At 73.0% G+C, this 22,871-nt stretch carries 21 protein-coding genes and 2 tRNA genes; 14 read left to right on the plus strand and 9 right to left on the minus strand.

Features of this window, described 5'->3' with window-relative positions; all coding sequences use genetic code 11:
• Positions 1-18: 18 nt before the first annotated feature.
• Both ABZ857_RS21795 and ABZ857_RS21800 read right to left on the minus strand, forming a co-directional pair.
• On the minus strand, positions 19-1,182 hold the full coding sequence (locus ABZ857_RS21795) for an NAD(P)-binding protein (protein ID WP_357045582.1): 1,164 nt from the start codon (positions 1,180-1,182) through the stop codon (positions 19-21).
• The gene (locus ABZ857_RS21800; RefSeq protein ID WP_357045584.1) at positions 1,179-2,093 is read right to left on the minus strand and encodes an RNA polymerase sigma-70 factor; all 915 of its coding nucleotides are present in this window, start codon (positions 2,091-2,093) and stop codon (positions 1,179-1,181) included. The genes ABZ857_RS21795 and ABZ857_RS21800 overlap by 4 nt, the downstream gene beginning before the upstream one ends.
• Before the next feature lie 93 nt (positions 2,094-2,186).
• Between ABZ857_RS21800 and ABZ857_RS21805 the strand changes: the two genes are divergently transcribed.
• A tRNA-Ala gene (locus ABZ857_RS21805) sits at positions 2,187-2,262 on the plus strand.
• A gap of 55 nt (positions 2,263-2,317) precedes the next feature.
• On the opposite strand, the gene ABZ857_RS21810 is transcribed toward ABZ857_RS21805, so the two are convergent.
• Together ABZ857_RS21810 and ABZ857_RS21815 are read right to left on the minus strand one after the other, a co-directional pair.
• On the minus strand, positions 2,318-2,626 hold the full coding sequence (locus tag ABZ857_RS21810) for an AzlD domain-containing protein (protein ID WP_079316094.1): 309 nt from the start codon (positions 2,624-2,626) through the stop codon (positions 2,318-2,320).
• Positions 2,626-3,333 (minus strand): AzlC family ABC transporter permease, encoded by a 708-nt coding sequence (locus tag ABZ857_RS21815; RefSeq protein WP_357045586.1) that lies wholly within the window; start codon positions 3,331-3,333, stop codon positions 2,626-2,628. The genes ABZ857_RS21810 and ABZ857_RS21815 overlap by 1 nt, the downstream gene beginning before the upstream one ends.
• Before the next feature lie 67 nt (positions 3,334-3,400).
• On the opposite strand from ABZ857_RS21815, the gene ABZ857_RS21820 reads away from it, so the two are divergent.
• The 3 genes from ABZ857_RS21820 to ABZ857_RS21830 all read left to right on the plus strand — a co-directional run bounded on the left by ABZ857_RS21820 (position 3,401) and on the right by ABZ857_RS21830 (position 6,424).
• Complete coding sequence (locus ABZ857_RS21820; RefSeq protein ID WP_357045588.1) at positions 3,401-3,964, plus strand: XRE family transcriptional regulator; 564 nt, start codon at positions 3,401-3,403, stop codon at positions 3,962-3,964.
• A gap of 85 nt (positions 3,965-4,049) precedes the next feature.
• Positions 4,050-5,747, plus strand: coding sequence for an IlvD/Edd family dehydratase (locus tag ABZ857_RS21825; RefSeq protein ID WP_357045590.1), 1,698 nt, complete (start codon positions 4,050-4,052; stop codon positions 5,745-5,747).
• Positions 5,748-5,770: 23 nt separating this feature from the next.
• Complete coding sequence (locus tag ABZ857_RS21830) at positions 5,771-6,424, plus strand: GntR family transcriptional regulator (RefSeq protein ID WP_357045592.1); 654 nt, start codon at positions 5,771-5,773, stop codon at positions 6,422-6,424.
• Between the two features lie 9 nt (positions 6,425-6,433).
• On the opposite strand, the gene ABZ857_RS21835 is transcribed toward ABZ857_RS21830, so the two are convergent.
• The gene (locus tag ABZ857_RS21835; RefSeq protein ID WP_357045594.1) at positions 6,434-7,333 is read right to left on the minus strand and encodes a dihydrodipicolinate synthase family protein; all 900 of its coding nucleotides are present in this window, start codon (positions 7,331-7,333) and stop codon (positions 6,434-6,436) included.
• Between the two features lie 172 nt (positions 7,334-7,505).
• On the opposite strand from ABZ857_RS21835, the gene ABZ857_RS21840 reads away from it, so the two are divergent.
• The 3 genes from ABZ857_RS21840 to ABZ857_RS21850 all read left to right on the plus strand — a co-directional run bounded on the left by ABZ857_RS21840 (position 7,506) and on the right by ABZ857_RS21850 (position 9,923).
• Positions 7,506-8,171 (plus strand): class I SAM-dependent methyltransferase, encoded by a 666-nt coding sequence (locus tag ABZ857_RS21840; protein ID WP_357045596.1) that lies wholly within the window; start codon positions 7,506-7,508, stop codon positions 8,169-8,171.
• 39 nt (positions 8,172-8,210) lie between these two features.
• On the plus strand, positions 8,211-9,650 hold the full coding sequence (locus ABZ857_RS21845) for an ATP-binding SpoIIE family protein phosphatase (protein WP_357045598.1): 1,440 nt from the start codon (positions 8,211-8,213) through the stop codon (positions 9,648-9,650).
• A 197-nt stretch (positions 9,651-9,847) separates the two neighbouring features.
• Positions 9,848-9,923: transfer RNA gene (locus ABZ857_RS21850), tRNA-Ala, on the plus strand.
• A 157-nt stretch (positions 9,924-10,080) separates the two neighbouring features.
• Here ABZ857_RS21850 and ABZ857_RS21855 read toward each other — a convergent pair.
• Positions 10,081-11,043: a helix-turn-helix domain-containing protein gene (locus ABZ857_RS21855; RefSeq protein ID WP_357045600.1), complete on the minus strand. Its 963-nt coding sequence runs from the start codon at positions 11,041-11,043 to the stop codon at positions 10,081-10,083.
• 72 nt (positions 11,044-11,115) lie between these two features.
• Here ABZ857_RS21855 and ABZ857_RS21860 point away from each other — a divergent pair, with 72 nt between their 5' ends.
• The 3 genes from ABZ857_RS21860 to ABZ857_RS21870 are packed head-to-tail and all read left to right on the plus strand — an operon-like array spanning position 11,116 to position 14,106.
• A complete protein-coding gene (locus ABZ857_RS21860; protein WP_357045602.1) occupies positions 11,116-12,375 on the plus strand; it encodes an MFS transporter in 1,260 nt (419 codons plus the stop codon).
• A complete protein-coding gene (locus ABZ857_RS21865) occupies positions 12,372-13,031 on the plus strand; it encodes a peptidyl-tRNA hydrolase (RefSeq protein ID WP_357045604.1) in 660 nt (219 codons plus the stop codon). Before ABZ857_RS21860 ends, ABZ857_RS21865 begins: the two co-directional genes overlap by 4 nt.
• A 46-nt stretch (positions 13,032-13,077) precedes the next feature.
• On the plus strand, positions 13,078-14,106 hold the full coding sequence (locus ABZ857_RS21870) for a hypothetical protein (RefSeq protein ID WP_357045606.1): 1,029 nt from the start codon (positions 13,078-13,080) through the stop codon (positions 14,104-14,106).
• Here the strand turns inward: ABZ857_RS21870 and ABZ857_RS21875 are convergent.
• Positions 14,103-14,996 (minus strand): CPBP family intramembrane glutamic endopeptidase, encoded by an 894-nt coding sequence (locus tag ABZ857_RS21875; protein ID WP_357045608.1) that lies wholly within the window; start codon positions 14,994-14,996, stop codon positions 14,103-14,105. The two genes, ABZ857_RS21870 and ABZ857_RS21875, sit on opposite strands and share 4 nt — an antisense overlap.
• 145 nt (positions 14,997-15,141) lie before the next feature.
• Between ABZ857_RS21875 and ABZ857_RS21880 the strand changes: the two genes are divergently transcribed.
• Both ABZ857_RS21880 and ABZ857_RS21885 read left to right on the plus strand, forming a co-directional pair.
• Entirely contained in the window at positions 15,142-17,115 is a 1,974-nt protein-coding gene (locus ABZ857_RS21880; RefSeq protein ID WP_357045610.1) for a sensor histidine kinase, read from the plus strand.
• Positions 17,115-17,804 carry a response regulator transcription factor gene (locus ABZ857_RS21885; protein WP_357045876.1) on the plus strand — a complete coding sequence of 230 codons (690 nt, stop codon included), beginning with the start codon at positions 17,115-17,117 and terminating at the stop codon, positions 17,802-17,804. The genes ABZ857_RS21880 and ABZ857_RS21885 overlap by 1 nt, the downstream gene beginning before the upstream one ends.
• Before the next feature lie 19 nt (positions 17,805-17,823).
• Here the strand turns inward: ABZ857_RS21885 and ABZ857_RS21890 are convergent, their stop codons facing one another.
• A complete protein-coding gene (locus tag ABZ857_RS21890) occupies positions 17,824-19,695 on the minus strand; it encodes a potassium transporter TrkA (RefSeq protein ID WP_357045612.1) in 1,872 nt (623 codons plus the stop codon).
• 56 nt (positions 19,696-19,751) lie between these two features.
• On the opposite strand from ABZ857_RS21890, the gene ABZ857_RS21895 reads away from it, so the two are divergent.
• Both ABZ857_RS21895 and ABZ857_RS21900 read left to right on the plus strand, forming a co-directional pair.
• Positions 19,752-20,339 (plus strand): nucleoside triphosphate pyrophosphatase, encoded by a 588-nt coding sequence (locus ABZ857_RS21895; protein WP_357045614.1) that lies wholly within the window; start codon positions 19,752-19,754, stop codon positions 20,337-20,339.
• A gap of 10 nt (positions 20,340-20,349) precedes the next feature.
• The gene (locus ABZ857_RS21900) at positions 20,350-21,204 is read left to right on the plus strand and encodes an EI24 domain-containing protein (protein WP_357045616.1); all 855 of its coding nucleotides are present in this window, start codon (positions 20,350-20,352) and stop codon (positions 21,202-21,204) included.
• Here ABZ857_RS21900 and ABZ857_RS21905 read toward each other — a convergent pair.
• Entirely contained in the window at positions 21,177-22,769 is a 1,593-nt protein-coding gene (locus ABZ857_RS21905; RefSeq protein ID WP_357045618.1) for an ABC-F family ATP-binding cassette domain-containing protein, read from the minus strand. The genes ABZ857_RS21900 and ABZ857_RS21905 overlap by 28 nt on opposite strands.
• Between the last annotated feature and the right edge of the window lie 102 nt (positions 22,770-22,871).

A 22,871-nucleotide genomic window follows, 5' to 3' on the forward strand; every position in this document is an offset into this window, starting at 1 on the left:
AAGGGCCCGTTTCCTGCGTCAGGCCGCCCGCCGGGACAGCGATCGGGCGGCGAGGGCGGCCCTGGCCGCCGTGAGCGCGCTGGTGACCGACACCTCGGCGAGCAGGCCGGGCGCCGCCACCTGGTCGCCGGCCAGCCAGACGCCGTCGCCGCGCTCGACCGCCGGCCGGTCGCGCCACGACGTGCCGGGAAGGTCGAGCGCGCCGCTGCGCCCTGCGGCCACGGCGTCGCGGCGCCAGGTGACCCGCCCGCGCCAGCCCGGGAGGGCGAGGTCGGCGACCCGCTCCAGCCGCCCGAGCGCGACGGCCTTCGGCTCGCCGGGACGCATCGGCATCTCCAACTGGACGAGGCTTTCCCCGGGCGGGGCCAGGGACGGGTCGGGCAGCGAGTAACGCTCCAGGAAGCCGCCCTCGTCCAGGTCGCTGACGAGGAACAGGTCCCGCGGGTCGGCGCGTACCGCGAGGTCGAGCAGGACCGCCCGGCCGCTCTCCCAGCGCAGCGAGTCGTCGCCCAGCAGGCCGCGGGCGGCGTCGAGGGAGGTGGCGACGATCACTCGTCCCTCCGGCAGCCGGTCTGCCCTCGACCCGGTCTCGATGCGTACGCCGAGGTCGCGCGCCCGCGCGGCCATCCGGTCGATCACCCGTCCCCAGCCGCCGACCACGTAGCGGACCGACGGGTAGCGCGGGGCGAACGCCCGCTGGAGCCGCTCCCAGGCGAAGGCCGCCGACAGCCGGCCGGGGTCGGCGTCGTAGGTGACGACTCCCAGCAGCCCGGCGGCGGCCCGCGCGGCCTCGGCGCCGAAGCGGCGGGTGGCCCAGGAACCGAAGTCCTCGTCCACCGGCGCCTTGAGACCACGCCGGAGGATCATCCGCAGCAGCCCGGCCGGGGGCCGCCCGGTCAGCCTCCCGCCCCGGCGGAACCGCGCCCGGGCCAGGTGCCCCGGCCGCAGCGGAGCGTACGGCCGGACCAGCCCCCGCTCGTCCAGCCACCGCCAGGGCAGGCCGTCGGAGTAGAAGACGTGGGTGCCGTCGTTGGCGACGTACGGCGTAGCGGTGGAGCGGGCGCGCCCGCCGAGGGTGTGGTGCGCCTCGTGCAGGACGACGGCCGCACCGCCCTCCGCGCAGGCGATGGCGGCGGTCAGCCCGGCGAGCCCGCCGCCCACGATCGTGATGTTTTCTCTCATGCGCTCCCGGACGCATCCCGGACCCCGAACCGTGACATCTTGTCCGGGTTGGCAATGAGATAGACCGTGTCCACCAGACCATCGGTGATCACCAGCGAGATGACCGTGACGGGACGGCCGTCCAGCCGGGCGACGATCGCGGGCCCGCCGTTGACCTCGGCGATCTCCAGGTCCATCTCCATGCCCGAGGAAGCGCCGATGGAGGCCAGGAAGCGCCGGCGGCCCTCCGTGCTCGCGATCGCGACGAGGAAGCGGGCGACCCGCACGGCGCCGGCCAGTTCCCGCAGCGGGGCCCGGACCTTGCCGCCGCCGTCGCCGACCATGCGGACGTCCGCGGCGAGCAGCGCCGTCAGGCCCTCGATGTCCCCTTCCGCGCAGGCCGCGGTGAAGCGCTCGGTGATCCTGCGCCGCTCGCGCCGGTCCACGTCGAAGCGCGGCCTGCGCTCGCGCACGTGGTCACGGGCGCGTCTGGCGAGTTGCCGTACGGCGGGCTCGCCCCGGCCGAGGATTTCGGCGATCTCGGCATGGGAGAAGCCGAACGCCTCCCGCAGGACGAACACGGCCCGTTCCAGCGGGGAGAGCGTCTCCAGCACGACGAGGAGGGCCAGTTCGACGCTGTCGGCGCGTTCCGCGGACTCCCCGGAGTCCGGCGCGGTGACGACCGGCTCGGGCAGCCAGGGCCCGACGTACGCCTCCCGCCTGGCCCGCACCCGGCGCAGCCGGTCGATGGCGAGGTTGGTGGTGACGCGCACGAGGTAGGCCTTCGGGTCGGCCACCGACGCGGCGTCCACCTCCGCCCAGCGCAACCACGCCTCCTGGACCACGTCCTCCGCGTCCGCGGCGCTGCCCAGGACGCGGTACGCCACACCGACGAGCAGGTTCCGGTGCGCGGTGAAGACTTCAATGGTCATGTCACGCCAGACGTATCATGCCCGCCGTTGTGTGACATCGGCTCGTCCGGTTACCGTCCCCGCGCGGACTCCTATACACTGACTGCGTCGCAAGGGGCTATAGCGCAGCTGGTAGCGCACTTCCATGGCATGGAAGGGGTCTGGGGTTCGAGTCCCCATAGCTCCACCACACCTCAAGGGCGGTCAATAGACCGCCCTTTTTCATGCCGGAAAGCCATGACGTCTCAGGGGACGCCGAGGAGGCGGAGGACCGCCGTGGTGGCGGCGGCCAGGACGACGATCAGGGGGAACGGCGCCTTCCGCAGCGTGAGGATCCCGGCGACGAGCACCCCGGCGGGCCTGGCCCATCCGGCGAAGCCGTGCCCCTCGGTGAGGGCCGAGGTGGCTACCAGGGCGATGAGCAGCACGGTCGCGGCGACGGACAGCAGGTGGCGCAGGCGGCCGGGCAGCCGGAGCCGGTGACGCAGCACCGGCCCGGCCAGGCGGAACGCGTAGGTTCCGGCGGCCAGCGCGACGACGGCGAGCAGGGGCATCAGCGGACCTCCTGGTCGGGCAACTGGTCGGGCAGCGGCGCCGGTGCGCGCGTGGCGAGCACCAGGCCGGTCAGGGCGAGCAGCACCGGCAGGCCTGCGGGCAGGAACGGTGTGGCCGCCACCGCGACCACCGCGCCGAGTGAGGCGGCGTTCCGGACGTTCCGTTCGGCGAGCGAGGGCAGGACGAGGGCGAGCAGCACCGCGGGGAAGGCCGCGTCCAGGCCCAGGGCGGCGGTGTCGCCGATGCCGCGCCCGGCCAGCGCGCCGAGCACGACGGCCGCGTTCCAGCTGACGAACAGGCCGAGCCCGCAGGCCCAGAACGCGGCGTGACGCCGGCGGGGATCGTCGTGGCGCAGCACGAAGGCCACCGCCTCGTCCGTCATGAGGTGTGCGCCGGTGAGGCGTGTCCACCACCGGCCGCCGAGGACGTCGCCGATCGCGAAGCCGAACGGCAGCAGACGCGCGTTCAGCACCAGGCCGGCGGCGACTGCGGCGATCGGGGCGCCGCCGGACAGCACCACGCCGACCGCGGCGAACTGCGCGCCTCCGGCGAACACCAGCAGGGACATGACGACCGGCACCCACGGAGGCAGGCCGCCGGACACGGCGATCGCGCCGAACGCGGCGCCCACCATGGCGTCGGCGAGGCATACCAGGGCGATGTCGCGGAGCGTGCCGCGATCGAGTGTTCGCCAGAGCGAATGCATGTCCAGTAGAGTGAACAGCGAATGCCTGGTTCGTCAAGTCGAACAAGCGGAAGTGTGGAGCGAACACGTGGCTGAGAGGCCGTCCTTCGACCTGATCGCGCTCATCGCGACGTCGATCCGCAGGGAGCGCGAGCGTGCCGGTCTGTCGCTGACCGAGCTGGCCAGGCGCGCGGGCATCGCCAAGTCCACGCTCTCCCAGCTGGAGTCGGGCGTCGGCAACCCGAGCGTGGAGACGCTGTGGGCGCTCGGGGTCGCGCTCGGCGTGCCGTTCAGCCGCCTGGTGGACCCGCCCCGGCCGGCCGTACGGGTGATCCGGGCGGGGGAGGGGCCCGCGACCTACTCCGAGCAGGCCAGCTACGCGGCCACCCTGCTGGCCTCGTGCCCGCCGCACGCGCGGCGCGACCTGTACCGCATCTCGGCCCAGCCGGGGCGGCCGCGCACCTCCGACCCGCACATGGCCGGCACCGTCGAGCATCTCCTGATCGGGACCGGGCGGGCGCTGGCCGGGCCCGCGGAGGAGCCGGTCGAGCTCGGGCCGGGCGACTACATCGCCTACCCGGGCGACGCCCCGCACATCTTCGAGGCCCTCGAACCCGACACGACGGCGGTCATCGTCATGGAGCACGTCTAGCGCGCCTGCGACTCCCCACGGCGGGCGACGGCCGTGCGCCGAAGATATCTTGATATACCGGGATCCGGGACGTACGTTCGAGCGAGTGAGAGCGGAAGAGCTGCGCAGCCATCGCTGGTACGGCACCGACAGCCTCAGGTCGTTCAGTCACCGGGCACGGACCCGGCAGCTCGGCATCGCGGCCGAGGAGCACCTCGGCAAGCCGGTCGTCGGCATCCTCAACACGTGGAGCCAGCTCAACCCCTGCCACATGCACCTGCGTGAGCGGGCCGAGGACGTCCGGCGCGGCGTCTGGCAGGCCGGCGGCTACCCCGTGGAGCTGCCGGTCATGGCGGTGGGGGAGACGTTCCAGAAGCCCACGGCCATGCTCTACCGGAACCTGCTCGCGATGGAGACCGAGGAGGTGCTCCGCTCCTATCCCGTCGACGCGGCCGTGCTCATGGGCGGGTGCGACAAGACCACCCCGGCGCTCGTCATGGGCGCGATCAGCGCGGACCTGCCGGTCGTCTTCGTGCCGTGCGGGCCGATGCTCCCCGGTGACCGGCGCGGGCAGCGGCTCGGCAGCGGGAGCGACATGTGGAAATACTGGGCCGAACGACGGGCGGGGCGGCTCGGCGACGAGCAGTGGGCGGAGATCGAGGAGGGCATCGCCCGCTCGCCCGGCCACTGCATGACGATGGGCACGGCGTCCACGATGACCTCCGTGGCCGAGGTGCTCGGGCTGACGCTGCCGGGCGCCGCCTCGATCCCGGCCGTGCTGTCGGCGCACACCCGGATGGCCGCCGCGAGCGGGCGCCTCGCGGTGGACCTGGCCTGGCATGGTCCACGGCCGTCGCAGGTGCTGGACGAGAGGGCCTACCGCGACGCGGTGACCGCCGTGCTGGCCCTGGGCGGCTCGACCAACGCGGTGATCCACCTGATCGCGATGGCCCGCCGCAGCGGGGTGCACCTCACGCTCGACGACTTCGACGCCGCCTCCCGCCGGGTGCCCGTCCTCGCGGACGTACGGCCAGGCGGGGCGTTCCTCATGGAGGACTTCCACCGGGCGGGCGGTGTCCCCGCGCTGCTGCACAGGATCGCCGACCTGCTCCACCTCGACCGGCCCACGGTGAACGGCCGGGGTGTCGCGACGCGGGAGCCGTACGACGACACGGTCATCAGGCGCAGGGACGACCCGGTGTCGCCGGAGGGCGGGCTGGCCGTGCTGCGCGGCAACCTCGCGCCGGGCGGTGCGGTGATCAAGCATGTGGCCGCGGAGCCGCGGCTGTTGCGGCACACCGGCCCCGCCGTGGTGTTCGAGGGACACCAGGACCTGCTGCGGCGGATCGACGAGGTGGACGTCACACCCGGCAGCGTGCTGGTGCTGCGCGGCGCCGGGCCGAAGGGCGGCCCCGGCATGCCCGAGCACGGCATGCTGCCGATCCCGGAGCGGTTGCTGAAGCAGGGAGTGCGCGACATGCTGCGGATCTCCGACGCGCGGATGAGCGGCACCAGCTACGGCGCCTGCGTGCTGCACGTCGCCCCGGAGTCGCACGTCGGCGGGCCGCTGGCGCTGGTGCGGGACGGCGACCCGATCACCCTCGACGTCGAGGCGCGGCGGCTCACGCTGGAGGTCGCCGGCGAGGAGCTCGACCGCAGGCGGTGCTCGTGGACGCCGCCGCCCCCGCGCTACACCCGCGGGTACGGCGCGCTGCACGAGGCGCACATCCTCCAGGCCGACGAGGGGTGCGACCTCGACTTCATGAGGGGGTCGGGTGGGGCGCCCGAGCCGGACGTCGACTGATCGGGATTGGTATACCGGTACGCATGACCGCTGAGCACGTGCTGAGTCCGGTGACCAAGTCGACCACCCGCACCGACCTGGTCGCCGACGCGATCCGCACCGCGATCCTGTCCGGACGCCTCGCGCAGGGGGAGACGCTGGTGGAGCGCCGCCTGGCCGAGCGGCTCGGGGTCTCCAAGACGCCCGTCAGGGAGGCGCTCATCGGGCTGGCCGCCACCGGCCTGGTCGTGATCGGCCCGAACCGGGGGGTGACGGTGCGCGTGGTGGGCCGCGCCGACCTCCGGAAGGCGTACGAGGTCAGGCTGCTGCTCGAACCGTGGGCGATCGGCCGGACGGCGGTCTCCGGACATGCGACGGACGGCGCGCGGGCGGCCCTCGCCGAGGCGCGGGCGCTGCTCGCCGGCGCCGACACGGCGGCCCTCAGCCTGGCCAACCGGCGCTTCCATCATGAGCTGTACGCCCGGTGCGGCAACGAACTGGTGGTCGCCCAGCTCGACACCCTGCAGGACCTCGCCGCGCTCGGCAGCGTCACCGTGCTGTGGCGGGACCGGCCCACGTGGCCGGACGAGCACGGGGAGCACGAGGCGATCCTCGCCGCCGTCGAGGCGGGCGACGCCGCGCTCGCCGAGCGGCTGACCCGCCGCCACATCGAGCGCTCGGTCGCCCGCCTCACCTAGAAACGGACCTCAGGCGAGCGTGCGCAGGATGTCCGAAACCCTCTGCCGGTCAGGGCCGGTCAGCTCGGTCATCGGCGGGCGTACGGCCCTGCCGCACACGCCGAGTCGCGCGAGCGCCTCCTTGACCACCGAGACGTTGTGCTCGCCGCCGTTCCTGCCGCGCAGATCCTCGATGGGCTTGAGCAGCCGCCACACCTTCGCCGCGCCCGCCCGGTCGCCCGCCCGGAGCAGGGCGTGCAGTTCAAGCGACAGTTCGGGGGCGATGACCGCCAGGCCCGAGGTGAAGCCCTCGGCGCCGCCGGGCCAGAAGAACGGCGCCCAGGTCTCGGCGAGCCCGCACAGCCAGACCGGCCCCTCGGCCTCGCCCTCCACGGCGGCGGCGAGGACGGCCATGGCCACCGGGTCCGGCACGGCGTACTTGATTCCCACCACGTTGGGGCACTCGTGGAGCAGGTCCCGCAGGGCGCGCTCGGTCACCGCGGGGGAGCGCACGTAGCAGACCACCCCGAGGTCGGGCACCGCCTGGGCGATCTCCCGGTGGTAGGCCGTCCAGCCCGCCTCCGACTGGTAGGGGTGCACCGGCTGGTGGACCATGACGGCCTGGCAGCCCTGCCGGGCCGCGTCCGTGGCCAGCCGTACGGCCCGGCGCACCTCGTGGCCCACGCCCGCGATCACGACGGCGTCCGGCGCGGCCCTCCGGGTGACGGCGACGGCCCGGGACAGCTCGTCGTCGTCCAGTGAGTAGAACTCCCCGGTGTTGCCGTTGGGGGTGAGCGCGCGTACGCCACCCCTGGTCAGCCGCTCGACGACGGCCGCGAGCGCCGGCTCGTCGATCCGGTCGCCGTCGTCGAACGGGGTGACGGTGACGGCGACCACGCCGCGCAGCGCGTCGCGGACCTCATCGATCATGTGAACCTCCCGCGTTTGGTATATCAGTATGCCAAACCGTCTAGTTGACAATGATCTTTGACACAATTGATGGCCGAAAAGCCCAATTGGCCGCGCAATGTCTTGACTTGTTCGGGTGTAGTCCCCTATCTAGAAGAAGGCAAAAGACGGCTGATCATTAACGGCGGCAACGATGACAATCGAATCAGAATCGGACAATCCGCGTCAGGAGTACCGCGCCATCCAGGCTGAGGCGTTCAACCGCATCGGCGGCCGGTACGACGAGGCCTTCCCGCACAAGGAAGGCCAGGTGGCCGCCGGAGAGTGGATGATCAAGCAGCTCAAGCCGGGGGCGCGGGTCCTCGACGTGGGCTGCGGCACGGGCGCGCCCACGGCCCAGCAGTTCGCCGAGGCGGGCTGCGAGGTGACCGGCATCGACATCTCGCCGGTCATGCTGGACCTGGCGCGGAAGAACGTGCCGACCGGGACGTTCCTCGAACGCGACGTGCTCGACCTCGACGACTCGCTCGGCGTGTTCGACGCCGTGACGGCCTTCTTCAGCCTGCTCATGCTGCCGCGGGCCGAGATCGAGCAGGCGCTCGGCAAGATCCATGCCCTGCTCGCCCCCGGCGGCCTGTTCTCGCTGAGCATGGTGGAAATCGACCTCGACGACGTTCCTTTCCAGTTTCTCGGCGCTCCGGTGCGGGTGACCGGATATCTGCGCGACGAGTTGCGCGAGGTCATCGAAGCCGCCGGTTTCAGCGTGCTGTCGGAGAATCACCTCTCGTACGCTCCGGCGACCACGCAGGCGCCGCCGGAGATCCAGCTCTTCGTCAACTGCCGGCGTGGCCAATTCTGAGCGGCCGCACCCGTGTCGGGAGACGGGGAACCGTTCTCTGTGCTGAACCACGTCAGCGGGATCGTCCGGGCCATCGGCGAGAGCCAGGGCCCGGAGGAGGCGACCAGAGTCCTCTGCGAGGCGGTGGTGCCGAGGCTGGCCGACGCCGCCGCGCTCTACGTGGACGGCGCCGTCTGGCACCGGGTCGACCCCGACGGACGGCTGCCGCCGCGCTGGGCCGGCGACGGGATCCGTGAGGCGGCCCTGCTCGACGGGCACCTGCTCGCCGTGCCCCTCCGCGCGTACGGCAAGCCGGTCGGCTGCGCGCTGCTGGCGCGCGACGCCGGGCGGCCGCCCTTCGAGGAGGCCCACGTGCTCGCCGCCGGGCAGTTCGCCGCGCCCGCCGCGCTCACCCTCTTCCACGGGCGGCGGGACCGCCAGCAGGACGAGACGCTGGAGACCCTCCAGCGCGGGATGCGGCCGGGCGACCCGCCCGACCTGCCCGGGCTGGAGATCGCCTACCGCTACAAGCCCGCCGCCGAGCGGGTGGGCGGCGACTGGTATGACGTCATCCCGCTGCCGGGCAGCAGGGTGGCGCTCGTCATCGGCGACGTGATGGGACACGGGCTGGCCGCCGCGGCCGTGATGGGCCAGCTCCGCACGGCCGTGCAGACCCTGGCCTCGCTCGACCTGCCGGCCGAGCAGGTGCTCCACTCGCTCGACGAGATGGCGCAGCGCCTGGCCGCGCAGACGCTCACCACCTGCGTCTACTGCGTGTACGACCCGGTGCTGCGCAGGTGCACGATCGCGAGCGCCGGGCACCTGCCGCCGATCCTGCTGGGACCGGACGGCAAGGCGGAGGTGCTTTCGCCGCCCCGGTGCCCGCCGATCGGGCTGGGCCGCACGCCGTTCGAGACGATGGAGATCGCGGCGGAGGACGGCAGCATGCTCGTCCTCTACACCGACGGGCTGGTGGAGGAGCGCGGGCAGGACATCGGGCTGAGCGTGGAGGCGCTGCGCCGCAAACTGGCGAACGGCGACTCGATCGAGGCGCTGAGCGACGACGTGCTGTCCGCCGCGAGGACCGACGATGTCACCGTGCTGGCCATCCGGTTCCGCGGCATCCCCAGCGAGCACGTCGCCCAGTGGCTGCTGGAGCCCCAGCCGACGGCGCCGGGGCGCGTTCGCGGCCTGGTCCGCCGGACGCTCGACTCGTGGGGTCTCGCGCCGATGACCCCGGTGGCCGAACTGCTCGCCGGAGAGCTCGTCACCAACGCCGTACAGCACACCTCGCGGCCCATCACCGTCAGGCTGCTGCGCACCGACCACCTGCTGTGCGAGGTGAGCGACGACGACCACCGGCTGCCTGTGGTGCGCGAGCCCGGCCTGCTCGACGAGGACGGCAGGGGCCTTTACCTGGTCAGCCAGCTCGCCGAGCACTGGGGGACCAGCCGGGTCGCCGGAGGCAAGACCGTCTGGTTCTCGCTGGCGATCCCCTAACGCCGGAACGCCTTCCGGTACGCCGGCCCCTAGCGGGCTTCTGTGGTGGCAGGGCTGCCGGGCACCCTGGTCGGCATGTCCGCCGTAACGCACACCCCGGCCGCAGAGCCGGCCGCCGCCGTCGCCCACTTCTCGGTTACACCCACGCCGCGGAAGTCCTATACACTGGCGGAGCGCCGCCGACGCGGCGTGGGCAAGGGGCTATAGCGCAGCTGGTAGCGCACTTCCATGGCATGGAAGGGGTCTGGGGTTCGAATCCCCATAGCTCCACCATGGCTGAACCATCGAAAGAGCCGTCCTCCGTCCGGAGGGCGGCTCTCGGTGTTCTGATGGACGCCGAAACGGTCTCCGGCATCTACCGACATCTCGCCGAACGTGGACCGCGTACGCCTGGCGCGGCCCGGCCGCGGGCAACCGCCGTTGACACTGATCAGCCGATGACGGCGGGAGTGCGGAACGTCTGCCGGTAGACCAGGGGGGACACACCGACGGCGGCGTGGAGGTGCTGGCGGAGTGAGACCGCGCTGCCGAAACCGGCCTTCCTGGCGATCGCGTCGACCGGCAGATCCGTGGTCTCCAGCAGGTGCCGGGCGTGCGCGATCCGCTGCCCGGCGAGCCACCTGGCCGGGCTGAGCCCGGTCTCCTCCCGGAACCTGCGGGTGAACGTCCGCACGCTCATGCGGGCGTGCGCGGCCAGGGCGGCCAGGTTGACGGGTTCCTCCAGGTGTTCGAGCATCCACGCCCGGGTGGGCGCGGTGGTGGTCCCGGCGGGATCGGGCAGCGGCCGCTCGATGTACTGGGCCTGCCCGCCCTCCCGGAACGGCGGGGTGACACACCGGCGGGCGGTGCGGTTGGCCACCTCGCTGCCGTGGTCGCGCCGGATGACGTGCAGGCACAGGTCGATGCCCGCCGCCACGCCCGCCGAGGTCAGCACGTCGCCGTCGTCGATGAACAGCACGTCGGGATCGAGCCGTACGCGGGGGAACAGCGCACGGAAGTCCGCGGCGTTGCGCCAGTGCGTCGTCGCCGGACGCCCGTCGAGCAGGCCCGCGGCGGCCAGCACGAAGGCCCCGGTGCAGATCGAGATGAGCCGGGCGCGCCCCGCGACGCCCCACAGCGCCGTGCGCACCTCATCGTCGAGCGTGCCGTCCTCCAGCGGAGGCCCGCTGTGGACGCCCGGCACCACCACCGTGTCCGCCGTCGCGAGCACGCTCAGGTCGTGGTCGGGGACGATGCTGTAGCCCGCCTGGCCGCGCACCGGGCGGCCCCCCGGGGTGCAGGTGACCACCTCGTACAGCGGGCCCGGGTCGCGGGCGGCCCAGAACACCTGCCCGGGGATGCCCAGATCGAGGGTGGCGAAGTCGTCCAGGGCCAGTACGGCGACACGGTGCATGGCCCGATTCTTTCACATGTTGACCTCCCGGCCACTGTCCCCGAAGGCGGGCACAACGGGACGATGCTCGTCATGAAGTCGCTGCATCGTGCGTGGATCGTCGCCGCCGTCGCGTTCGTCGCGATCATCGGGGCGGCCGGGTTCCGCGCCACGCCGGGAGTGCTGATCACGCCGCTGGAGGACGAGTTCGGCTGGACGAGGGGCACGATCTCCCTCGCGGTGTCGATCAATCTCATGCTCTACGGGCTGTGCGCGCCGTTCGCGGCGGCGCTCATGGACCGCTTCGGCATGCGCCGCGTCGTCGCATGCGCCCTGCTGCTGGTGGCGACAGGCAGCGGCCTGACCGTGTTCATGACCGCGAGCTGGCAGCTCATCGCGCTCTGGGGCGTCCTGGTCGGGCTCGGCACCGGCTCGATGGCGCTCGTCTTCGCCGCCACGCTGACCGACCGCTGGTTCGTACGGCACCGCGGCCTGGTCACCGGCGTGCTGACGGCCGGCGGCGCGACCGGGCAGCTGATCTTCCTGCCGGTGCTCGCGCATCTGGCCGAGATGCAGGGCTGGCGGTGGGCCTCGGTCACGGTGGCGGGAGCCGCGCTCGCCGTCGTCCCTCTCGTGTTGTTCCTGCTCCGCGACACCCCCGAGGAGATCGGCCTGACCGCGCTCGGCGCCACCGAGCCGGTCGTGCGGACGCCGGCCAAGGGCGCCGCCGCGCGGGCCGTCCGCGTGCTGCGGGACGCCGCCCGCACCCGGCACTTCTGGTATCTCGCCGTCGGCTTCGCCATCTGCGGCGCGAGCACGAACGGACTGGTCGGCACCCATTTCATCCCGGCCGCCCACGACCACGGCATGCCCGAGACCACCGCCGCCTCGCTGCTCGCGGTCATCGGGGTCTTCGACATCGCCGGCACCGTCTTCTCCGGCTGGCTGAGCGACCGGGTGGACCCTCGGCTCCTGCTCGTCGTCTACTACGCGCTGCGCGGGCTGTCGCTGCTGGTCCTGCCGCGGTTGTTCGCCGCCACGGCCGAGCCGAGCATGCTGGTCTTCATCGTCTTCTACGGCCTCGACTGGGTGGCCACCGTGCCGCCGACCGTCGCGCTGTGCCGCAGGATCTTCGGCGCGGACGGCGCGGTGGTGTTCGGCTGGGTCTTCGCCTCCCACCAGGTCGGCGCGGCCGTCGTCGCCACCGTGGCCGGGGTCACCCGCGACCACCTGGGGAACTACGACCTGGCGTGGTACGGCGCGGGCGTGCTGTGCCTGCTCGCCGCGCTCATGTCGTCCCGTATCGTCACGCGTGTCCGGGATCGCGGCGAAGCTGCGATCCTTGTCGGGTGACCGAACGTGTTCTTCCCCTGGTCGTACGTATCGAGCGGGCCGCGCCGCCGCAGCGCACCGACGCGCTGGAGGCGGCGGCGACGGCCGTGGTGCGCCTGCTCGACAGCGCGGAGAACGGCGAGTGGCCGCAGGAGGTCGCCGAGTGGCAGGACGGCCGGATCAGGAAGGTGGTCAGGCGGGCACGCGGCGCCGAGTGGCGGCGGGCGCTCGCCCTGCCGGGCATCACCGTCACCGTGCGCACGGCCGAGGTGCGGGTGCATCCTCCCGTGCCGCTCGACGACTGGCCGCGCGACCTCGCCCGGCTCCAGGTGTCGGGCACCGAGCTGTCCGACGACGCCGCCCCGCCGGAGGGGGGTCCCGATGAGGTGGTGCTCTGGATCAACCCCCGCCTGGAGATGACGGCGGGCAAGGCGATGGCCCAGGCGGGCCACGGCGCCCAGTTCGCCTGGTGGGGCGCGGGCGAGGCGGACAGGGCGGCCTGGCGCGAGCGCGGCTTCGCCGTACGGGTCAGGACGGCCGGCCCGGCCCGGTGGGACGCGCTGGCCGCGAGCGGGCTGCCGGTGGTCAGGGACGCCGGGTTCACCGAGATCGAACCGGGCTCCGCGACGGTCGTCGCCGACGCGCCGTGGCTGCGGGTGGGCGTTCCCGAAGTGTGATGGGGAAGGCACCCGAAATACCGGGATATGCCGTACGCTCCCGATCGTGTCACCTGGGGACTATGGGACGAAGGCCGTCCCCTCTTACATAGCGGCCGAGGCCGAGACCACTCCGCTACCGAAGATCACGGTCCCTGTAGCGGCGCCACCGGCGAGCTCGTCCAAGGGCCTCGGGGACCTGCCGATGCGGGTGGTCTACCGGGCGATCGCGGTCGCCGCGGGAGTCGTCGTCCTGGGGGCGGGCGCGACCGTCGTGCTGCTGAACCGGGACGACCCCGCCACCACGGCCGCCGCGCCGCGTCACTCCGCGGCCGCCGTCGTCCCCTCGGCCGTATCGGCCTCGTCCGCGTCGGGCGCCGCCGCCCCGGCCGCCGGCGCGGTGGCCACGCCCGGTCTCAGCCCCCTGTCGAGTCCACTGTCCAGCACTCTGCCCAGCAGCGGGGCGAGCGCGGCGCCCAGCGCGGCCGTGAGCGCCGTCGCCAGCCCCGCGGCCAGTGCGGACGCGGTCGATCCCGCGCTGGCCGCGGCCCTCAAGGACCCCCGGGTGCCCGCGCTGCCGAAGAACAGCCGCAGGCTGCGCAGCCTGCCCGGCCGGGCGGCCGCCACCCACGGCCTGGTCAAGGATCGGCGCTCCGGCGTCGCCCTGCCCCGCTTCAAAAAGGCATGGGCGCTGGCCAAGCCCGCGCCGTTCGCCTCCCGTCAGCTGCTGCCCAAGGCCAAGGGCGCGTCGTACCGCGGGATGCTGGTCTCCTGCCCCGTGCCGATCCCCGAGCAGGAGACGCTGCGCGACACCGCCTTCCTGGCCGCCCGATGGACGCTGAACCACCACCCCTCGGGCGCGACGATCACCTGGACGGCTTCCCAGCCCATCAAGGCGGGCAAGCGGAAGGGCTGGCTGCTGGGCTACACCGTGCACTACACGCTCAAGGGCAAGAAGCGGGTCTCCGCCGCGGCGCTGGCCCTCGTGGACGTGCCGGAGAAGAAACCCGCCGTCGTGTTCGTCACGATCCCCGACAGCCAGAAGAAGCGCTGGCACGACATCAACAAGGTGATGTCCTCCGTCAAGGCGCTCTAGCAGGAGCGCGGGCGCCGCCACAGGCGGTTGGTCAGGAGCACGGCCACCGCCAGCCCGGCGGTGGTGAGAGCGCCGCCCTCGCCGACCATCCAGGCCGACCTGCCGTGCGCCGACGTCATCGCCTCGGCCACGAAGTACAGCGACGCGTTCATCGTGGCGTGGAGCACCAGGACCGGCCAGATGCTCCGCGTACGGAGGCGCAGCCACACGAGCGGGAAGGCCAGCGTGACCGTCTGGAGCGTGAACATCAGCAGCGCGTACGGCACCGGCACGCCCTCCTCCACCGCCCCCGGCACGAACAGCATCAGGGGGTAGTGGAACGAGGCCCAGGCCAGGCCGAGGATCACCGCCGTCGCGGCCGGGCCCCTGCGCGCGGCGAGCCTTGTGACGAGCAGGGAGCTCCAGCCGAGTTGCTCGCCGAGCGCCAGGACGACGAACGGCGCCACGCCGGGAACGAGGCCGAGCAGCACGCCGAGCGCCGGATGCAGCCCGGTGGACGCGGCGAGGTTGCCCGGGTCGAAGTGGGCGGCGCCGGTCAGCCAGGCCGTGCCGTACGCGAGGCCGGTGCCGAGGACGGGCACGGCCCACGCGGCGGCGAGCGTGCGCCAGGGCACCCGGTGGAAGCCCCAGTCCAGGGCGCGGACACCGCCACCGGCCAGGCACGCGACGAGCGCGGCGAGCGCGGGCATGAACGCCTGACTGTAGACGGCGATCTGGGTGCCGATCGGGGCGTCGCCGATCCGGTCGAGGTCGGCGCCCTGCGAGACGGCGAGAGCCACGACGGGCAGCACGAGGACGGCCAGGGTGACGCCGTACACCGCGAGCCGCGGCTCGCGGGCGGCGGGAGCGGTGGCCTCGATGGGGATGGCGGGTGACGTGTTCGTTCGCATGGGCCGATTCCAGCGCCCCGGCGGTCCCGTCCGCCTGAGGGCCGGGTCCCGTTCCCGTCCCGGCGTCCGGGCCCAAGGGGGTCCCGGGTGGGACGGGACCCGGGTCCCATTCCCTTCGAGGTGAGGAATGTCCAATGATGTCCTGATGCGAAGCGGTGCGTGGTCCCGATGGCTCTGGGCGATCCCCGTCCTGTGCGGGGCGGCCGTCGTCGCCGGCGTCGCACTCACCGCGGCCGTGCCCGCGCCCGACACCACCTATCTGGTGCTCGACGCGGTCGTCGGCCTGACCTGCCCGGCGGTCGGCGTGCTGATTCTGTCGCGGTGGCCGCGGCACCCCATCGGCCGGCTGTTCTGCCTGAGCGGCGCCGGGCTGGCGCTCCAGGCGCTGTCCGGGGGATACGCCGCGTACGCCGAGCCGCACGGGCTGCCCGGCGCCCTGCTCGCCGCGTGGGTGACGAACTGGGTGTTCTTCACCGGGTTCGGGCCGCTCCTGCTGCTGCCGCTGCTGCTGCCCGACGGACGGCTGCCGTCGCCGCGCTGGCGGCCGGTGCTGGTCGCGGCCGTCGCGGCGATGGCGGTGCTCCAGGTCATGCTCATGCTCCGCGACCGCATCTGGGTCTGGGGACACGAGGTGCCCAGCTCCTTCGGGTTCGTTCCCACGGATCCCGTCGCGAAGGTCGCCTTCGGCGTGGTGGTGACCGGGCTGGCCCTGTCGGGGGTCGCGGCGCTGGCCACCCGGGTCACGCGCTCGGACAACAGGCGCCGCCTCCTGCCGGTGTTCGCGGCCGTCGTCGCCGTGGGGCTCTCGGTCGTCGCCGACAACCTGCTGCCGCCCGACCCACCCGTGGGGGTGTGGCTGCAGGCCGCGGCACTGCCGCTGTTCCCCGCGGCCACGGCGGTCTCGATCTTCCGCTACCGGCTGTTCGAGATCGAGGTGCTGATCCGGCGCACCGTCGTGTACGCGCTGGTCACGGTCGTGCTGCTGGGGGCCTACCTGGTCACCGTGGCCACGATCGGCGCGCTCCTGCGAACCGGGAGCGGAGTCCTCCAGCCGCTCGCCGCCACCGCCGTCGTCGCGGTGGCGTTCGCGCCCGCACGCGACGCCGCGCAGCGGGCCGTCGGCCGTCTGCTGTTCGGCAACCGGGGCGACCCGGCCGCCGCGCTGTCCCTGCTCGGCCAGCGCCTGGAGTCGTCGGCCGACCCGACGCGGCTGCTCGACCGCGCGGCGGAGACCGTGGCGCACACGCTGCGGCTGCCCGCGGTCGCCGTGCTCGCCGCCGACGGCACGCCGGTCTGCGCCGAGGGCGGCGTCCCCGTCGACGGCGTACGGCTACCGCTCGTGGTGGGCGGACGCGTGGAGGGGGAGCTGCGTGCGGCCCCCCGTTCGCCGGGCGAAGCCCTGTCGGCGGCCGACCTGGCCGTGCTCGACGACCTCGGCCGCCAGCTCGCGGTCGCCCTCGCCGCCGTGCGGCTCGCCACGGAGGTGCAGACGTCGCGGGAGCGGCTGGTCATCGCCAGGGAGGAGGAACGGCGCAGGCTCCGCCGTGACCTCCACGACGGTCTCGGGCCCGGCCTGGCCGCCATCGGCGTACGGCTCGACGTGATAGAGGCCACCGCCGCGGACATGTCGCCGGCCATGCGGTCGTCGCTGTCGGAGGTCAGGCAGCTTGTCCAGGGCCTCGTCGGCGACGTGCGGAGAATCGTTCACGACCTGCGGCCGCCGGCGCTGGACGAGCTCGGCCTGGCCGGGGCCCTGGAGGACCTGGCCCTGGACACGGAGGAGGCAGGGGAGGGCGGTCCGGCCGTCACGGTCCGGGTGCCGGACCGGCTGCCCGAGTTGCCCGCCGCCGTCGAGGTGGCGGCCTACCGCATCGCTCAGGAGGCCCTGGCCAACGCCCTGCGTCACGCGCGGGCCCGGACCATCGAGATCGTCGCCCGGATCGAACGGGAGGGACTGGTCCTGCGCGTCCGCGACGACGGCCGGGGACTGCCCGAGCCGCTCGTCGAGGGTGTGGGATCGGGCAGCATGAGAGAGCGCGCCGCGGAACTCGGCGGCGTGTTGCGCAGGACGTCCGCCTCAGGGGCGGGCACGACGGTGGAGGCGGTGCTGCCGCTGTGATCGATGCCACGGCCGATTCCACGGCCGATTCCACGGCCGATCCCGAGGCCGCCGAGCCGGTGCGCGTCCTGCTGGTGGACGACCACCCGCTGCTGCGGCACGGCCTGCGGGCGCTGCTCGAACAGGTCGGCGGCGCCGAGGTGGTGGGCGAGGCGGGAGACGGCGACGAGGCCGTCGCCCTCGCCCTGTCGCTGCGGCCCGACGTGGTCGTGATGGACCTGGTGATGCCGGGCACCTCGGGAATCGAGGCCACCCGCCGGCTGATCGACCGCGATCCCGCCCTCGGCGTGCTCGTACTGACGATGAGCGAGGACGACGCCTCGGTGTTCGCCGCCCTGCGGGCGGGCGCGCGCGGCTACGTCCTCAAGGGCACGGGCGGGGCGGAGTTCATCGCCGCCGTCCGGGCGGTCGCCCGGGGTGAGGCCGTGTACGGCCCCGCGGTGGCACGGCGCATCCGCAGGTTCCTGGCGCCGGGCCCGGCCGTCACGCCGTTCCCCGAGCTGACCGTCAGGGAACGGGAGATCCTCGACCTGCTCGCGTCCGGCAAGTCGAACGCGGAGATCGCCCGCGCCCTGTTCCTCAGCCAGAAGACCGTGAAGAACCACCTGACGTCCGTCTTCGCCAAGCTCCAAGTGGCCGACCGGGCGCAGGCCGTGGTGCGCGCCCGCCGCGCCGGCCTCGGCGAGTGAGCCGAGGGGACGACCGGGCTCAGTGCTCGGCGAGGACGATCACGGAGTCGCCGGGCGTGAACGTCACCGCCCGGGACCGGTCCGGGTTGAGGACGACGCCGTAGCGGGGCGGCTCGCCGATCCTCGCCGCCACGCGGTATCCGATCGCGGTCTCGCCGCGCCGCAGGGCCGACTCCACGATCGTGCGGAAGGCGACGGGCACGCCGGTCGTCACGTAGTTCTCCACCGGCCGCGGGTAGACCTCCGAGCCCGCGGAGTCGAAGAGCTGCCCGAAGACCTCGGCGAGGTGAGAGTTCTCGGCGAGCTGCGCGAGCAACAGGCCGATGACGGTGTCGCTGATCACGATGTCGTCGGCCTTGGTGACCTCGGCGAGCGCCCGGTTGTTCTCGTCGTGCATCTCGCTCACGATCGAGTACTTCTCGCCGAGGGTCGTCTGCATGTCGCGCAGTTGCAGCAGCGTCATCAGCGTCCGGGTGTCGGTGTGGCGGGGATCGTACCGATCGTCGGAGAGCACGATGACGTGCTGGTAGACGCCGACGCCGAGGGACTCCAGGGCGTACCTGTCGGTGCCGTCGCACTCCTTGACGTTCACCGTCAGGTTGGCGAGGTTCGCCAGGCCCGCCCCGGCGCCGGGGTGATCACTGGCGACGTCGAGCACCGACCCGGGGGTCACGTAGCCGTCCAGGTAGCGGATGATTCGCGCGGCCCGGCCGTTCCAGCCGAGCATCAGCGTCCGCTCGGCGGCCGGCTCGGGGGCCGGCGCGGGGACGATCTGCCGTTCGTCGGCGGGCGCCGTGCCGTTGGCGAGCCGGATGAGCGAGTCGTCCTGGGCGAGCACGACGAGTTCGTCGGACGCCCCGATCACCGTGTCCGGCGGCGGGTTGAGCACCACACCGCCGGGTGTGCGCAGGCCGAGGACGGTCGCGGTCGCGTACGCGTCGAGGGCCTGGCCGTACGACCTGCCCGCCAAGGAGGGTTCGCGGCGCAGGTAGATCTCGCCGCCGTCGAAGTTCAGCAGGTCCATGCAGACGACGGACATGCCGGACTGCCGGGACGACTGCACGATCAGCCGGGCGGCGATGTCGTCGCTGTCGACCAGGTGGACGCCGGGCCCTCCGGCCAGCCGGGCGGCGGCCATGTTGCGTGAGGAGGCGATGGCGGCGATGACCGGAGGATGGTCCCCGGCTCGCTTGGCCAGGGCGAGCAGGGTCTTGATGACGTGCGCGTCCGGGTCGTCCTTCTCAGGGGACAGCACCACGACCGTACGCGCGGTGCTCAGGTTCATCAGGCCGAGGTCGGCCGGCTCCGTGGGACTGCCGGTGCGGCAGACCAGCCGTGTCGTGCCGGTGTCGCCCACCCGGGCCCGGATGGCGTCTTCCATCGTCGGCTTGTCCTTGTCGGCCAGGATCGCGATGACCGATCCGCGCTGGCTGGCGTGTGCCTTCACCAGTTCGGAGACGATCGTGTAGAGCTGCTCGGACCAGCCGAGGATGACCGTGTGGCCGTTCTCGATGACGCGTGAGCGGCCCTTGCGCAGCTCCTCGATCTTGCCGCGCAGGCCGGCGGAGAGCACGCCCACGAGGATGCTGACGATGAAGATGCCGCCGAGGGACGCCCCCAGCATGATCGCGAGGAAGGGCGCCGTCCCGGCGTCCCCGGCGATCTTGCCCGGGCTGAGGGCGTGCATGAGCGAGAGCCACAGCACGCCCGGCCAGCCGTGGTACTTGAGCGCCTCGTCCGGGGTCAGCCACACCGTCAGCGCGCTGACCACGACGATGAGCACCAGCGACACCAGGGCCAGCCAGCCGATGAGGGCGGCCGTGCCCTTGGCCATGGTGTTGTCGAACCAGTAGCGCGCGCGCTCTTTGACCGTGGCTTTTGACACCGGCATCCCCCGCATGTGATCGGTAAACGCCAGACATAGTAGAAGCGACTAGGCTTCACCGTGTGACGGAACTGGTGCTCGCCTCGGCCTCGCCCGCCCGCCTCGGCGTGCTGCGGGCGGCCGGGCTCGATCCCAAGGTGATCGTCAGCGGCGTCGACGAGGACGCGATCACCGCGGACACCCCCGAGGAGCTGTGCCTGACCCTGGCCGTGGCCAAGGCGGACGCCGTCGCGCGGACCCTCGGCGACGGCATCGTGATCGGCTGCGACTCGGTGCTCGAACTCGACGGCGTCGCGTACGGCAAGCCGGGTACGCCGGAGAACGCGGTGCGCCGCTGGCACATGATGCGAGGCAGGACCGGCCGGCTGCTGACCGGGCACTGCGTGGTCGACGTGGCCGGCGGCCGCAGGGTGTCCGAGGTGGCGGCGACCGTGGTGCGGTTCGGCACGCCGTCGGACGAGGAGATCGAGGCGTACGTCGCCAGCGGGGAACCGCTGCGTGTGGCGGGGTCGTTCACGCTCGACGGTCTGGGCGGCTGGTTCGTGGAGGGCATCGAAGGCGACCACGGGAACGTGCTCGGCATCTCGCTGCCGCTGCTTCGCCGCCTCTTCGCCGATCTGGGCGTGCCGGTGACGACCTTGTGGCGCTAGCCTGCCCGCCATGAGTGGCATCGGGCGGCCCGCCGGACGGCGCGGCGTCGGCGGTTTCGCCGAGGGAATCGGTTTCTGCTTCCGGGGTCTCGGGTGGGTCGCCCGGCATCCCCGCTGGTGGTTGTTCGGGCTGATCCCGGCCCTGATCGCGCTGGTGCTCTACGTCGTGGCGCTGGTCCTGCTGGGCACGCACGCGACCGACGTGGCGGCCTGGGCGACGCCGTTCGCCGACGACTGGGGCTGGCGCGACGCGTTCCGCACGCTGGTCGGCTTGATGATCTTCGTGGCGGGTCTCGCGCTCGCCGTGCTGACGTTCACCGCCGTCACGCTGGTGATCGGCGACCCGTTCTACGAGAAGCTGTCGGAGCGGGTCGAGGAGGACCTCGGCGGGCTTCCCGGCGGCGGCGACCTGCCCTTCTGGTCGTCCCTGTTCCGGTCGATCCGCGACAGCCTCGTCACGCTCTGGTACGTCCTGCTGTTCTCGGTGCCGTTGTTCGTGCTCGGCTTCGTGCCGGTCGTCGGGCAGACCGTGGTGCCCGTGGTGGGGGCGTTCGTCTCCGGGTTCTTCCTCACGGTCGAACTGACCGCCCTGGCGATGGAACGCCGGAATCTGCGGCGCAAGGAGCGCTTCGCCCTGCTCCGGTCGAACATGTCCGTCTCACTCGGGTTCGGCGTGCCGCTCTTCCTCGCGTTCATGGTGCCGCTCGTCAGCGTCGTCGCGATGCCCGGCGCGGTCGCCGGCGCCGCCATGCTCGTCCGCATGCGGCTGGCGCCGGCGACCGCCCAGGGACATCAGGCACCGGGACATCAGGCACCGGGACATCAGGCACCGGGAGATCAGGCCAGGGACACGAGACCCGCGTAACCGGAGTTCCACATGTCCTCGACCCCGTCCGGCAGCAGCAGGACGCGGTCGGGGCGCAGGGCCTCGACGGCCTTCTCGTTGTGGGTGACCATCACGACGGCGCCCTGGTAGGAGGCGACCGCCGCCAGCACCTCGTCCCGGGACGCCGGGTCGAGGTTGTTGGTGGGCTCGTCGAGCAGCAGCACGTTGGCCTGCGAGCTGACCAGGGTGGCCAGCGCCAGACGGGTCTTCTCGCCGCCGGACAGCACGCCCGCGGGCTTGCCCGCGTCGTCCCCGGCGAACAGGAACGAGCCGAGGATCCGGCGCACCTCGCCGTCGCCCAGGTGCGGCGCGGCGGCGGCGAGATTCTGGGCGACGGTGCGTGCCGGGTCGAGCGTGTCGTGCTCCTGGGCGAAGTAGCCCAGCCGCAGACCCGGCCCGCGCACCACGCGGCCCGAGTCGGGGCGTTCCCGCCCGGCCAGGATCCGCAGCAGGGTGGTCTTGCCCGCGCCGTTGAGCCCGAGCACCACCAGCCGGCCACCCCTGTCCACGGCCAGGTCCACACCGGCGAGCACGCGCAGGTCGCCGTACGCCTTGGTCAGGCTGATCGCGCCGAGCGGGGTGCGGCCGCAGGGGGCGGGCTCGGGCAGCCGGATGCGGGCGACCTTCTCGGCGCGGCGGACCGGCTCCACCGCGGCCAGCATGCGGTCGGCCCGGCGCGCCATCTCCTTGGCCCGTACGGCCGTCGCCTTGCCGGCGCGCATCCTGTCGGCCTGGGCGTGCAGCGCGGCGGCCTTGCGTTCCGCGACCGCCCGCTGCCGGGCGTGCCCGCGCTCGGCGGCGTCGCGGTCGGCCAGATAGGTGCGCCAGCCGGTGTTGTGCACCTCCAGCGCGGCCCGGTCGGCGTCGAGGCGCCAGACCCTGTTCACGGTGTCGTCGAGCAGCGCGGTGTCGTGGCTGATCAGGACCAGCCCGCCGGTGCGGCTCGCGAGGAACGACCGGAGCCAGGCCACCGAGTCGGCGTCCAGGTGGTTGGTGGGCTCGTCGAGCAGCAGCGTGCCCTGCCCGGCGAACAGGATGCGGGCGAGTTCGACGCGGCGGCGCTGCCCGCCGGACAGGGTGCCGACCCGCTGGGTCATGACCCGGTCGGGCAGGCCGAGCCCGGCGGCGATGCGGGCGGCCTCGGCCTGCGCGGCGTACCCGCCGCGCGCCTCGAACTCCGCCTCGGCCCGGACGTACCGCCGCATCGCCTGCTCCTGCAGGGCGGGGTCGGCCATGGCCGCCTCGGCGGCGCGCAGCGCGCGCTCGGCCTCGTCGAGGCCGCGGGCCGACAGGATGCGGCCGGCGACGGTGAGGGACGGATCTGCCGCCGCGGGATCCTGCGGGAGATAGCCGACCTGGCCGGTCCGGGTGATGGTGCCCGCGGCCGGTTGCAGTTCGCCGGCCAGGGTCTTCAGCAGGGTGGTCTTGCCCGCGCCGTTGCGGCCGACCAGGCCGACGCGGTCGCCGGGGGCGACGTGGGCGGTGACGTCCGACAGCAGGAGACGGGCGCCGACGCGCACGTCGACACCACGAAGGATGATCATTTGTTGACGCTCCGGAGAAGCTCAAGGACACACGGGTGGCGTGGAAGCGGGTGTCCGAGCTAGGAAATCCGGGGCGTAGACATGGCGCCGAGTGTAGGCCGC

Source organism: Microbispora sp. NPDC046933 (assembly GCF_040644635.1).
In the GTDB taxonomy this organism is placed as follows: Bacteria; Actinomycetota; Actinomycetes; order Streptosporangiales; family Streptosporangiaceae; genus Microbispora.

Excerpts from the sequence above, each read along its gene's own strand:
- ABZ857_RS21795 (WP_357045582.1), bottom strand. The coding sequence starts at position 1,182 with ATGAGAGAAAACATCACGATCGTGGGCGGCGGGCTCGCCGGGCTGACC.
- ABZ857_RS21800 (WP_357045584.1), bottom strand. The coding sequence starts at position 2,093 with ATGACCATTGAAGTCTTCACCGCGCACCGGAACCTGCTCGTCGGTGTG.
- ABZ857_RS21810 (WP_079316094.1), bottom strand. The coding sequence starts at position 2,626 with ATGCCCCTGCTCGCCGTCGTCGCGCTGGCCGCCGGAACCTACGCGTTC.
- ABZ857_RS21815 (WP_357045586.1), bottom strand. The coding sequence starts at position 3,333 with ATGCATTCGCTCTGGCGAACACTCGATCGCGGCACGCTCCGCGACATC.
- ABZ857_RS21830 (WP_357045592.1), top strand. The coding sequence starts at position 5,771 with ATGACCGCTGAGCACGTGCTGAGTCCGGTGACCAAGTCGACCACCCGC.
- ABZ857_RS21835 (WP_357045594.1), bottom strand. The coding sequence starts at position 7,333 with ATGATCGATGAGGTCCGCGACGCGCTGCGCGGCGTGGTCGCCGTCACC.
- ABZ857_RS21840 (WP_357045596.1), top strand. The coding sequence starts at position 7,506 with ATGACAATCGAATCAGAATCGGACAATCCGCGTCAGGAGTACCGCGCC.
- ABZ857_RS21855 (WP_357045600.1), bottom strand. The coding sequence starts at position 11,043 with ATGCACCGTGTCGCCGTACTGGCCCTGGACGACTTCGCCACCCTCGAT.
- ABZ857_RS21860 (WP_357045602.1), top strand. The coding sequence starts at position 11,116 with ATGAAGTCGCTGCATCGTGCGTGGATCGTCGCCGCCGTCGCGTTCGTC.
- ABZ857_RS21875 (WP_357045608.1), bottom strand. The coding sequence starts at position 14,996 with ATGCGAACGAACACGTCACCCGCCATCCCCATCGAGGCCACCGCTCCC.
- ABZ857_RS21880 (WP_357045610.1), top strand. The coding sequence starts at position 15,142 with ATGCGAAGCGGTGCGTGGTCCCGATGGCTCTGGGCGATCCCCGTCCTG.
- ABZ857_RS21890 (WP_357045612.1), bottom strand. The coding sequence starts at position 19,695 with ATGCCGGTGTCAAAAGCCACGGTCAAAGAGCGCGCGCGCTACTGGTTC.
- ABZ857_RS21900 (WP_357045616.1), top strand. The coding sequence starts at position 20,350 with ATGAGTGGCATCGGGCGGCCCGCCGGACGGCGCGGCGTCGGCGGTTTC.
- ABZ857_RS21905 (WP_357045618.1), bottom strand. The coding sequence starts at position 22,769 with ATGATCATCCTTCGTGGTGTCGACGTGCGCGTCGGCGCCCGTCTCCTG.